The organism is Streptomyces sp. UNOB3_S3, from assembly GCF_020740895.1.
GTDB lineage: Bacteria > Actinomycetota > Actinomycetes > Streptomycetales > Streptomycetaceae > Streptomyces.
This window is the reverse complement of record NZ_JAILXP010000005.1, coordinates 1-11,619: the sequence shown is the minus strand read 5'-3', so window position 1 is coordinate 11,619 and position 11,619 is coordinate 1. Positions and strand designations below refer to the sequence as shown.

10 protein-coding genes and 1 pseudogene are annotated in these 11,619 nt (G+C 70.6%); 3 read left to right on the top strand and 8 right to left on the bottom strand.

Translation table 11 applies throughout. The annotated features are described in order from the left end of the window. Position 1: 1 nt before the first annotated feature. The 6 genes and pseudogenes from K6I33_RS01210 to K6I33_RS01185 form a co-directional block, all read right to left on the bottom strand. The gene (locus tag K6I33_RS01210) at positions 2-1,603 is read right to left on the bottom strand and encodes a terminase (RefSeq protein ID WP_229347588.1); all 1,602 of its coding nucleotides are present in this window, start codon (positions 1,601-1,603) and stop codon (positions 2-4) included. 26 nt (positions 1,604-1,629) lie between these two features. Then, a complete protein-coding gene (locus K6I33_RS01205) occupies positions 1,630-1,866 on the bottom strand; it encodes a hypothetical protein (protein ID WP_229347587.1) in 237 nt (78 codons plus the stop codon). Beyond that, on the bottom strand, positions 1,866-2,096 hold the full coding sequence (locus K6I33_RS01200) for a hypothetical protein (RefSeq protein WP_229347585.1): 231 nt from the start codon (positions 2,094-2,096) through the stop codon (positions 1,866-1,868). Before K6I33_RS01200 ends, K6I33_RS01205 begins: the two co-directional genes overlap by 1 nt. A gap of 2,187 nt (positions 2,097-4,283) precedes the next feature. After that, positions 4,284-5,879, bottom strand: coding sequence for a recombinase family protein (locus K6I33_RS01195; RefSeq protein ID WP_229347583.1), 1,596 nt, complete (start codon positions 5,877-5,879; stop codon positions 4,284-4,286). Between the two features lie 68 nt (positions 5,880-5,947). Continuing rightward, a pseudogene (locus tag K6I33_RS01190) lies at positions 5,948-6,742 on the bottom strand (helix-hairpin-helix domain-containing protein); the annotation flags it as partial. Next, the gene (locus K6I33_RS01185) at positions 6,726-6,914 is read right to left on the bottom strand and encodes a hypothetical protein (RefSeq protein ID WP_229347581.1); all 189 of its coding nucleotides are present in this window, start codon (positions 6,912-6,914) and stop codon (positions 6,726-6,728) included. The gene K6I33_RS01185 and the pseudogene K6I33_RS01190, both read right to left, overlap by 17 nt. Positions 6,915-7,094: 180 nt before the next feature. Here K6I33_RS01185 and K6I33_RS01180 point away from each other — a divergent pair, with 180 nt between their 5' ends. Beyond that, positions 7,095-7,868, top strand: coding sequence for a polysaccharide deacetylase family protein (locus K6I33_RS01180; protein WP_229347579.1), 774 nt, complete (start codon positions 7,095-7,097; stop codon positions 7,866-7,868). A gap of 12 nt (positions 7,869-7,880) precedes the next feature. Here the strand turns inward: K6I33_RS01180 and K6I33_RS01175 are convergent, their stop codons facing one another. Then, on the bottom strand, positions 7,881-9,056 hold the full coding sequence (locus tag K6I33_RS01175; protein WP_229347577.1) for a serine hydrolase: 1,176 nt from the start codon (positions 9,054-9,056) through the stop codon (positions 7,881-7,883). Positions 9,057-9,241: 185 nt separating this feature from the next. Between K6I33_RS01175 and K6I33_RS01170 the strand changes: the two genes are divergently transcribed. Then, positions 9,242-10,390, top strand: a complete 1,149-nt coding sequence (locus K6I33_RS01170; protein ID WP_229347575.1) for a hypothetical protein — start codon at positions 9,242-9,244, stop codon at positions 10,388-10,390. A gap of 8 nt (positions 10,391-10,398) precedes the next feature. Here the strand turns inward: K6I33_RS01170 and K6I33_RS01165 are convergent, their stop codons facing one another. After that, positions 10,399-10,998: a short chain dehydrogenase gene (locus K6I33_RS01165; RefSeq protein ID WP_229347573.1), complete on the bottom strand. Its 600-nt coding sequence runs from the start codon at positions 10,996-10,998 to the stop codon at positions 10,399-10,401. A 106-nt stretch (positions 10,999-11,104) separates the two neighbouring features. Between K6I33_RS01165 and K6I33_RS01160 the strand changes: the two genes are divergently transcribed. Then, the coding region (locus K6I33_RS01160; protein WP_229347566.1) for a LysR family transcriptional regulator at positions 11,105-11,619 on the top strand (515 nt) is incomplete at its 3' end.

Below are 11,619 nucleotides of genomic sequence, written 5' to 3'. Positions count from 1 at the left end.
GTCAATACCCTTCGTACGCGGTCAGCTGTGCCACCGCGCGTTGTGGCTTGAGCTTGCCGGACTCGATCAGTCGCCGGCGGGCGATCCAGCACAGCAGCAGTGCTGCGTACGCATCGACCTTGTGCCGGCTCTCGCGCGACTCCTTGCGGAAGCTGATGCCGTACTGGTTCGGCCGCTTCCGGGCGTTCTCCACGTGCCTGCGCAGTGTGAAGTGGCCTTGGTGCAGGAGCTGGTGGGCTTCGATGGCCCCCACCATGGCCATGTTCTCCGTGGTGATCTCGCGCTGATTGGCGCGCATGTCGTAGCCCACCGCGGATCGCGCGTTCGAGCGGATCAGCAGCTTCGGGCCGTACGTCTCGGACCACTGGGCGGTGTAGGTCTCCCAGTACGCGACGTCGGAGAGGAAGGCGGCGACGTTGTAGGTGGTGAAGGCGTTCGCGACGGCGTCGCTGACGACTCCCTTGTCCACCTCCCAGCCGGCCCCGGCGGGACCGTCGGGCTTCTCCCACACGCCCAGCGGGACGCACAGCGCATCGCGCACGCGCATGGCCACCAAGGCTGTGCTGTCGTCGGCCTCGCCGCCGTCCAGGCCGAGGACGATCCGGTCGCCCGGCCGCAGGTCCCGGCCTTCGACCTCGCACCGGCCCCAGTCCTCGGGGTCGACCAGCGCGTCCTCGGCGACGGTCGTTTGGTTCAGGTACTTGCGGCGGGACTCGTCCTCGGTGGTGGACGCCGACCAGATCTCGGGCATGACGCGGTCCGGGTTGACCCAGACCGCATCGCCCCGGGCGCACAGCAGGGCGGCGCGCAACTGCTCCTCCTCGCCCAGATCCACCCCGGAGGGGGCTTCGACACTGTCGTAGTACAGGCCGGTGGACCGGTTCTTGCCGTCGCGTTGTTTCTGGAAGTCGTACAGCGTGTTCTCGGCCACCGAGTCCTCGCCGATGACCGGGGCGTTCGTGATCTCCATGTACCGGCCGGAGACCTTGGCGGCGTTGGCCCGGATCGTGGCCGCCAACTTGGGCCCCTGCGTGGCTGTCACCCAATGCCACGTCTCGTTCATCAGGGCGAAGCTCGGGCGCCCGCCTTCGGCGGCCCGGTAGCTCGACGCCTTGGCCTCCAGCCGGCACCGCCGACCGTCCGGCAGCGTCGCGTAACACTTCTCCTGGCCCAGATCGACCGCGTACTGCGCGATCGTCTCAGCCGTGAGCAAGCCCAGCAGCGCCGACATGGTGTTGGTGTTCTGCGTCGCGGAGGTCGCGAAGATCTGAACCCACGGCTCCTTGGCCGGCACACCCTTGGGCGAACCGTCCGGGTGCCAGCCGCCGAAGCGGCACGGGCCCATCAGCTCGACCCAGCACACGGACGCCATCATCGGGTCCTTGCCCCAGCCCTTGAGCCTCCTGAGCGTCCCCGAGGTGTACGTGAACTCGCCCTCGGCGTCGATGGCGTACCAGCGGGCCAGAATGCGCACCTGTTCCGGGGTGTACCGCCAGTCGGCCCGGAAGTGCCAGGCCGTCCACCTCAGGATGTCCCGGGCCAGGGTCAGCTCGGGGACGGTGTCCTCGACGGTCCGTACGGGGGCGAAGACCGGTGTGGGCAAGCGCCACCCCCGTTCGGTTCAGTCGGTCATGTACTGGCCTCCGCGTCGCGCCGGGCCTCGGCCTCCATCCGGGCCAGCAGCGCCGGCGGGACGTCCGCCGGGCAGGAGGTGAAGGGCTGCGTCATGTCGTGCGCCCACAGGGCCCGCGCCTGTTCGTGCGTGACGCCCCGATCAAGGCACGCCCCGTAGTAGGCGATCGTCCGGGCGATGCGCAGGGCCTCGTTCGACGGGCCGTTCCCGGCCCTGCTCTTACGGCGGGCCATCAGCGACGACCCGCCCACCGGGCACCGGCCGCCGAGCGGGAGTTGTGCCCGCGCTCCGGCCCGTCGCCCTCGCCACGGACCTTCGCCAGCAGCGCGCTGGCCGCCTGCCGGAGCTGCCGGGCCTCGGTGATGCCGGGGTGCAGGACGAACATGCCGGCGCGGTTCCCGCCCGGCACCATCTGCCCCTCGCGGCGCACCAGGTCGTCCAGCGACGCAGCGCGGGCCAGCATGGGGGCGGCGATGTCGATCGCCGCGAAGTCCGCCGGCTCCAGATCCAGCTCGACCTCGAACCCGTCGACGAGAGCAGCGCGGATCTTGTCCGCGTCCTTCAGCTTGGGATCGATGCGCAGGGCGTCGTCACCTCGGGTCTCAGTACGTGGGGAAAGCGGCCCTCGGTCAGGCGGCGCAAGGGGCGAAGCGGCGAAAAGAGGCGGCCTCGGGATCGCACAGAAACCGAGCTGCTGTCACGCCCCGGTCAGGAAGAATCATGATCGGGGAGCCACCCCCCTGGGTCGGCCACGATCACGATGGCTCGACGTCGGCTCGTCGTAGCTCGCGTGTGAGAAGCGATCAATGATGTTGAAGCGGCGGCGAACACGACGAGCCACACCATGAGGAGCGGCAGCGCCTCGGCTCCGTCCACCGTGGGCATGCCTCAACGGGCACCAGGCTCCGGCTGCACCCCGGCAGGTCCGCACGCTGCACAGTTTGAGAACACGACGAACAGCACAGCGACAGCACCGGGCCCCGCCCTCCGCACCCACCGGCCACACGCTGCGCGCGGGCCATCCTCCCGGCGGCCCCAGGGGTGGGGACGGGGGCTGCTAGGGAACCACCCGGGGGTGTTGCCGCAAGACAGAGGGGGATTACAGCGCCCCAGGGTGGGGCCTGCGACTGCGGGGCACCTCTCGGACCTCGCGGGCCCGCCTCCGGCCGGCCGCAGCTTCCTGCGCCGTCTTGCGGGCGTGGTGCCAGTGGCACAGCGACCACAGTGCCTCGGGTCTGTGGTCGTGCGGATCGAAACGGTGGTCCACCTCGGACGCCTCCTCGAAGCACGGCAGGCCCGTGTCGTACCGGACCCACTGGCAGAGGCTCGCGTCACGGGACAGGACGGTGGCGCGGACGCGAGGCCAGTTTCGCGGGAGTTGAGCACGACGGGTGCTGGTTGACCAGTTACCGTTCAGGTGCGCGCCCACTCGTGGTCAGCTCGGTAACAGGGGCACTGCACGCCAGAGTCGGAGGCCGGATGATGCTTCAACTCCTCTGCGATGCCGGGCCCATTGAGGCTGGCGTTAGACTAGGCTCACACTGAGCGCCGCAGGGGGGATGGAGGTGGACAACATAGAGCGGACGGAAACCGTACTCGTAGTGGCGAACTCGTACGCTTCGGCAACCGAGATTTCCAATGAAGTGGCCGACTTGGTCGTGCGAGATGAGCTCCACAGCATCTATTACCACGCGACAGGCAGCGGGAAGACCCAGTCCTATCTCTGGCTTGTACAAGAGCTACAAAGGGCTAGGGTTCAGCAGCACACACTCCGCGCTGCCAGCGAGCGTCTGCGGAACGCGGAAACACCAGCTGAAAGGCGCGCTGCGGCCCGGGAATTCCTTGAAGCTCTGGCAGAGCTGCTGCGGTGTCTGTTGCGCTTCCTTATGCGAGTTCTACTACTCGTACTGTCCCGCTCGGTTAGTCGCCCCGGGGCAGAAGCACCGCCTGACTGGAAACCTGAGCCGATCGAGGCATCACCTCAGATCGCGCCCAGAGGGCCGAACTGCGCCTTCCCCGTGACCAACCACCGGGGCGGGCGTCATCGCAGCGTGCTGGGGAGCGCCGTACTAGCTGCCTGAGTGACCCGCCGACCGCTCAAGGTCGGAAGGCTCATACATCGTGTTCAACCTGCCGGAATCGGTACCGTGGGGTGCCGTACTGGTCGTCGCTGTACTCGTAATTCTCATCACTGGGCTGACAGCCCTTGCCCGCGCCCTGTGGCCCCAGAACTCTCGTGACCGCAAGGAACTATGGCAAGGGTGGCAGCAGGATCGTGCCCGCCGTCGCCAGGAGATCAACCGTCGCGGGTAGTCCGTCCGGCATGACCAAACAGCAAGCACAGCGCCCCGCCTGGGGTCGAACCGCAGGAGGAGAGCCACCACGGGACCGCGCCAGGCGAGGCGGGTTACAGGGCCGCGCTACGGGGCGTCGCTCCGTCTTCTGCGCACGCGCGCGTGGCGCTCCTGGCCTTGCATCCTGATTAAGTTCGGGTGGGGTACAGCAGGCGGAGCGGCCGGCGTGAGCGTCCTGTACGGCACGCCGGGCACCACGCCCAGCAGAAAAGGCGCTGCCCGCTCCTTCTTCTCCTAGTACGCATTAAGGAAAGAGGTACAGGCAGCGCCCTTTTCGCTGCGCCCTCGACGCCAGGTCACGCGGCGGCAGTTTGTGCCTCGATCTCGCTGCCTTGCTTACCTCCAGGGTGCTGCGCCACCGATCCTCCAGCCTTCGCCCACTTGATCGTCACCCGCTGGTTGCCGTCGAACCTTGTCCCCTTCTTCGGAGACTTCTTGACGGTCACGTAATCGATCGCCAAGCGGAGTAGATCCCGCTGCATGGGCAGGGTGGCCGTACCCCATAGCTTTTGGACCTGTTCCGGCTCAGTCAGGAATCCCACGGCGTCCAACGATGTTGTGGGCCCGTGTTCAGCTAGCAGCGCCCGGGCGTCCTTGAGGTCTTGGAGCGCTTCCCTCTCATGCTCTTCGAAGAGGTCTTCCATCAGGTCGTACCGGCCCTTGTTCCGGTCCATCATGAGCCGCCGCATCCGCTTTTGAGCCGTTTCTACGGCCTCCAGGGCCTCCCGGTGAGCTTGGGTCTCGTCGGGCCGGGTGAGGAGCGCCCAGCGTTCCGCGACGGCCAGCAGCAACGGGTCTTTGGCATCCGAACCGCCGATGCGGTTGATCCAGCGAACGGCCGCGTAGTCCTCAAGAGGCTTCTTGGACACGAACGCGGGAGCGGGGCAGTCAAGGCCCTGCTGGTGATGCCGGTAGCACCCGTAGGACTCCCGCGACACCGTGACCATAGGGCCCTTGCAGCCGTGACACCGTAGGGCGTCGGCGAGGAGCGATTGCGCTTTCCCTTGCTGGGGGAGCTGGTGACTGTTGGGGGCCGGGTCCCGCCGGCTGAGGTGCTGCCTGGCCTTCCTGACGATCGCCGCGGGGATGGGTTCGAACCCCTCGGCGAGCACGCCGACCCGGTGCCCCCGCGCGTTCTTGTAGACGAGATTCACGGGTGAGTTTCCAGCCGGGTTCCGAATGATCTGCCAGCCCTCGTACACGGGGTGGTTGACGATTCGGCTCAGCGTGGATACGGACCACGCCTTGCCGCCGGGGGACAACTCGCCCTCCCGGTTCATGTCGAGCACCAGTCCCCGGCCGGACACCTTCCCCTCGGCGAGGGTGTAAAAGATCCGTTCCACCACGGGCCACCGCTCGCCGTGCTCCAGCTTTCGGTCCCGGTTGGGCTTGAGTCCGAACGGGTGGACACCCAGCCACTCGCCTCGCTCACGCTGTACCTGCTTGGTCTGCACTACGTTGTGTGAGAGGCGTTCGGAGTACTCGCGGGCCTGCTCGGCGTAGTCGATGATCCGGCGTCGGTCCCCGGGCTCCATGGAGTCCAAGCGGTCGTACCAGAAGATGACGCGCACCTTGCCGATGACCCTTAGGAGATCTTCGGCGCCCTTGCGGCTGAACCGGTCCAGCCGATAGCACCACAGGACGCTGATCTTTCCTGCGGCGAGTGCGGCTAGTGCCTCGTCGAAGTCCTCTCGTTCCCGGTCCTTGAACGCGGAGCCCAGCTCTGCCCAGACGAACTCCGGGGGCACCTCGGCCCCGGCCTCTGCGGCCTCCCGGTGGCCGGTGTCGATCTGCGCCTCGGTGCTCAGCTCGCGACGCCGGTCGCCCTTCCCGTAGACCTTCGATTTACGGGCGAGGATGCCCCAGCGGGGGCGCTCGGGTGCCGTGCCCATGTCTTCCATCTTCACTCTGACCTGCGGTTTTCGCTCGTTGAGGCAAGGTGTCAGAGTGCTTCCGCGTCCTTGGACCCGGTGAAATACAGCAGCCCCGCCCCCCAGGAGCGGGGCGGCAGGACGCGCAGGTCGACCTGGAGGCCCTTGGTGGTGCGGATCGAGGTCTTCTTCTCGCCGTGCGCGATGACCTCGGCGGTGTACGGGAGGGCGGTGATCGCCTCCATGAACGGGCCCGAGCGGGTGGCGGCGACGAGGATGTCGATGTCCCCGATGGTCTCCCGCATGCGGCGCAGCGACCCGGCGTACGCGCACCCCTCGCAGCCGTCCAGCCGCGAGAGCTCGGCGACGACCTGTTCCGCGACGTCCATGGCGGCGTTGAGGAGGATGCGGCCGCCGGAGCCGCCGGCCTTCTGCATGAGGGCGATGCCGTGGAGGATGTTCTCCTCGGTCCGGGGCCCGAAGCCCTTGAGGTCGCGCAGTTTCTCGTCGTGGATGGCGTCGAGGAGTTGTTCCACGGAGGAGACGCCCAGCTCCTCGTAGAGCGTCATGGCCTTCCTGGGGCCCAGCGTCGGGACGGCGATGAGCTCCCGGACCCCGGGCGGGATCGCCGCCCTGGTCTCCTCCAGTGCCGGGATGCGGCCGGTGCTCAGATACTCCAGGACTTTGTCGGTGATGGACTTCCCGACGTTCGGGATCTCCCGCAGGCCCTCGGCGTCGAGGGTGGAGACGTCGGTGGGGAAGCCGCCGATCGCACGGGCGGCCTTCTCGTAGGCACGTGCCTTGAAGGCGTCGCCACCGGTGATGGCGACGAGGTCGGCGTACTCCTGGAGGAGCGCCTCGACCTCGTCATTGGGCCGGGCCACAGTTCAAGCGTGCCACCGGGGCGGCGCCCCGCAACCGGGTGCCGGGCCGCGCGGGCGCGGGGAGCCGGCACGCGGTGGTGGCGGGGGTGCCGCTGTCGGTGACCCCGGGCGAGCCGGGCAGGAGGCCGAGCACGGCGGCGGTGCCAAGGGTCATGACAGGGGTGCGGCGCATGAAGTACCTCTTATCCGGTCATCGGCTTGGACGTACGGGGTCTGCCCCCGGTGCCGTGGCGGCACGCGCCGTATCGCCCGTACGGGGGAAGGAGAAACGATCTCTCGGCACGGCGTACGAGCGGACGGCACCGGATCGCATGGGATCGTCCCGGGTTTTCCGCACGGGAGGAGTCCGCTCATGTCCTGGTCCCGTCGATGGCCGGCGCTCGCGGCCGCCGTCCTGCTGCTGGCCCCGGCGGCTCCGGGCGCGGCGGCTCGGAGCGCGGCGGCTCCGGGTGCGGCGGGGGAGCCCGTCACCGGCCGGCCGGGGTGTGCCGGGACGGCCCTCCGGCGCGTCCCCACGGACCGGAAGGTCATCGCGCTGACCTTCAACGCGGCGTGGAACGAGGACGGCATCGCCCGGGTCCTGGCCGTGCTCCGGAAGGAGCGGGTGCCCGCCATGTTCTTCCTGACGGGCGACTTCGCCGACCGCCACCCGGAGGCGGCCCGCGCGCTGGCCGTCCGCCATCCCGTGGGCAGCCACTCCTACAGCCATCCACGGTTCCCCGGGCTGTCCTTCCGCGAGGAGCGCCGGGAGGCCGTCCTGGCCGCACGGGCCATCCGCCGCGCCACGGGCCGCACGCCCGTGGCCTTCCGCTTCCCGTACGGCGAGTTCACCGAGCGGAACGTCCGCGACGTCAACGCCCTGGGATACCCCGTCGTCGAATGGGTGGACGACACGGCCGGCTGGCGCGGGCCCGACGGGGGCGTGACGGTGGACATGGTCGTCCGGCGGGCGGAGCGGGCGTTCTCACCGGGGGCGATCATCCAGATGCATGTGGGCTCCACGGACGCGCGGCACTCCGTGCTGGACGCCGACGCCCTGCCGGAGATCATCGCCTCCGCCCGGGCCCACGGCTACGGCTTCGCGGGCCTGGGACGGCTCGTACGGCGGTGCCGCGTGCGCGGCTGAGCCGACCCGGGCCTAGGGGCGTGCCTTCCCGCAGAACTCGGCCTCCGCCAGCGCGAGCGTGTCGAAGGGCACCCCGAGGGCGTTGCCACCGAACGCGGCCGTGTGCGAGGCGTCCCGGACGCTGCTGACGTGGGAGACCGCCCCCTGGATCCCGCCGTCGTGCCCCCACACCGTCACCCCGCAGGACAGCTTCCGCGCGGCGATGCCCAGCCCGTACCGCGCCGCCGGGCGCAGCCCGGTGTCCACCGTCGTCAGCATCTCCGCGAGCTGGCGGGCGGGCAGGAGGCGGCCGCGCAGCAGCGCCCGGTAGAAGGTGTTCAGGTCGCCGACGGTGGAGATCATCTCGCCGGCGGCCCCGGCCTCCGTCGGGTTGATGTCGGTGACGTCGTGGAACGGCGACCCCGGCTCGTCCGGGAAGCGGATGTAGCCGCGCCCGCTCGGCCGGGGCAGGGCGGCCGACCGGCCGGGCACAAAGGTGTTACGCAGGCCCAGGGGCCGTAGGACGCGGTCGCGGATCTCCCGGCCGTAGGAGTGGCCGGTGACCTTCTCGACGACCATCCCGGCCAGTACGTAGTTGGTGTTGGAGTAGCTCCAGCCCTTGCCGGGGGCGAAGACCGGCGGGTGGGACACGGCCGTGCGCGCCAACTGCCGTGGTGTGTAGGTGTCGAAGCGGTGGCGGAGGAAGTCCCGCCCGAAGAGCCGCTGCCGGAGGACGGGGTCCGCCGCGTAGTCGAAGATCCCGCTGGTGTGGTCCAGGAGCCGGCGCAGGGAGACGGCACGCCCGTCGTTGCCGTGGCCGCGCACCACGCCCGGGAGCCAGCGCTCCACGGTGTCGGTGAGCCGGAGCCGGTGCTCGGCCTCCAGTTGCAGCATCACCGTGGCGACGAACGTCTTGGTGTTGCTGCCGATCCGGAACCGGTCGCGCGCCCGCGGCGCCCGTGGCCGCCCGAGATCGGCCGTCCCCGCGGCCCCGTCCCAGACCCGGCTCCCGTCGCGCCCCTCGGGCTCCTCGCGCGCCTGGCCGACGACGCCGGGCATCCCGGTCCGTACGAGCGCCTCCATGGCCGCCCGGGTCCGCTCGTGCGCGCGGCCGTCCGGCAAGGTGCCGGACGCGCCGGACGCGCCGCAGATCAGCGCCGCGGTGGTGAGCAGGGACAGCAGAACGGTGCGGGCGGCACGCTTCGTCATGACTCTTCGCTACCGCAGTCCACGATCCGCTCATCGGGCGAGCGGAGGAAGTCATCCGTACGGGTAGGAAGCCCCGGAACGGGTAGGCGCACGGGATCCGTGCACCGAGTGGACCCGCTCGATTGGCCGGTCCGCCGTGCCTCTGGTGAGCTGGAAGACACCCCGCAGGCCCGAGGAGGACCTTGATGGACATCGGCGAGCTGACCCACGAGACGCTCCGTGACCTGCGCCGTGAGCGCCCGTACCCGGCCGTTTCACTGCTCCTGCCGACCACGCGCCGCGCACCGACCAGCACCGAGGACCAGGTCAGGCTGCGCAACACGGTCGCCGAGGCAAAGCGACGGCTCGCCGAGGACCCGAAGGTGACCCGGTCGGCGCGCATCGACGTCGAGGCGCGGATCGACGCCGCCGTGAAGGAGGTCGACCTCGCCCACTCCAGCGACGGCCTGCTTATCCTGGCCGCCCCGGGCGAGCACCAGGTCTGGTACCTGCCCCGCACCGTGCCCCAGCGCGTGGTGGTCGCGGACACCTTCCTCACCCGCAACCTGGTCGCGGCCCGGCTCTCCGAGGAGCCGTACTGGGTGCTGGTGCTCTCCGAGGGCGAGACCCGGCTGTGGGACGGCGCGGGGGACCACCTCGTGGAGACCATCGGGAACGGCTTCCCCGTCCGCCCCTCCCTCCCCGACCACGAGGACGCCCTGCCCGGCGCGAACTTCGACAAGGTCGGCAACCACTCCCTGACCGCGCGCGGCGAGGCCCACGTGGAGCGCGAACGCCAGTACGCGCGCACGGTCGTCGGCGCCCTCATGCCCGTACTGGACCGTGAACCCCGGCCGCTGTACGTCGTGGGGCTGCGCGAGCAGATCGCCCTCCTCGAGAAGCTCTGCCCCAGGCCCGACGCGATCACCGGCCGGACCGAGCAGGGCGGCGCGATCGGCCTGTCCGGGCACGCGCTGGCCGAGGTGCTGCGCCCGGCGTTCGAGGAGCGCCGCGCCGCACGGCAGGGCGAGGTGCTGCGCCGCCTCAGCGACGCGCGGGGCCAGAAGCGCTTCACCTCCGGCCTGGACGAGATCTGGCAGACCGTCCGCCAGGGGCGCGTGGCGCTCCTCGCGGTCGAGGACCACTACCAGATCACCGCCCGCGTCGACGGCAACGGCGGCCACCCGGTGCGCCTGGAGGAGCCCACCGAGCCGCTGACGGCGGATCCCGCCATCCGCGAGGACGTCGTCGACGAGATCGTCGAGGCGGCGCTGGACAACGGAGCGGACGTCGAGTTCGTCCGGGACGACACCCTCGCCGAGGAGGACCGGCTGGCGGCGGTGCTGCGGTACTGAGCGGGTGCTCAGCCCACGCTGAGCACCCGGCCCGTCTCCCGGCCCTCGATGGAGCGGACGTACGCCTGGGCGACCCTGGCGGCCGGCACCGGCTCGACGCCCGGGAAGAACGCCCCGTACGCCTCGGCGGACTCGGCCAGCAGCGTCGGGCTCACCGCGTTCACGCGCCGCGGCGCCATCTCGATGGCCGCCGCCCGGACGAACGCCTCCACCGCCCCGTTCGCCGCCGACGCGGCGGCCCCGCCCACGACCGGCTCCTGGGCCAGCACGCCCGTCACCAGGGTGAAAGAGCCCTCCGGCGCCACGTGCCGCACACCCTGGCGCACCAGCTCGATCTGGCCCAGCGCCTTGCCGCGCAGCGTCGCCGCCAGGTCGTCGGCGGTCAGCCCGCCGAGCGGGCCGAACACGGCGTCCCCCGCCGCGCACGCCACCGCGTCCACGCCGGTCACCTGCTCGTAGAGCCGCGCCACGGCCGCCGGGTCGGCGATGTCGCAGATCACGTCACCGCGGCCGCGCCCCACGGCGATCACCTCGTGGCCACGTCCCGCCAGCGCCGTCCGCACCGCGCCACCGAGCGTGCCGAACGCGCCCACCAGAAGAATCCTCATCACAACCACCCCGTACAACACCTGGGAAATATGGACACCGGCGACGCTACGGCCCGCCGGCCGGCCCCCGGAAATGTCGTCCGGTCAGGGACTATGCTCCACACGCATGGATGTGGAGCTGCGTCACCTCAGAGCCCTGGTCGCCATCGCCGAGGAAGGCACGATCACCGCCGCGGCGGCGCGGCTGCGCCTCACCCAGCCGGCTCTCTCCCGCACCCTCGCCGCCCTCGAAGGACACGTGGGCGTGCGCCTCGTCGACCGTTCGTCCCGCCACCTGGCCCTCACCCCCGCCGGGCGGGCCCTCCGGGACCACGGGCGGGCCGTCCTCGCCCACGTCGACGCCGCCCTCGCCGAGACCGTCGCCGTCTCCCGGCCGCTGCGCGTCGGCTACACCTGCGCGGTCCTCGGCGAGCTCACCGTGCCGCTGCTGCGCTCCTGGCGGCGCGGCCACCCTGACGTACCGCTCGAACTCACGCGTGTGGACAGCCGCACGGCGGGCCTGGCCACCGGTGAGACCGACGTCGCCGTTCTGCGCGTCCGGCCCGCCGACGCCCGGCTGCGCTCCGAGGCCCTCTACCTGGAGGAGCGCGTCGCCGCCCTCCCCGACGACCACCCGCTGGC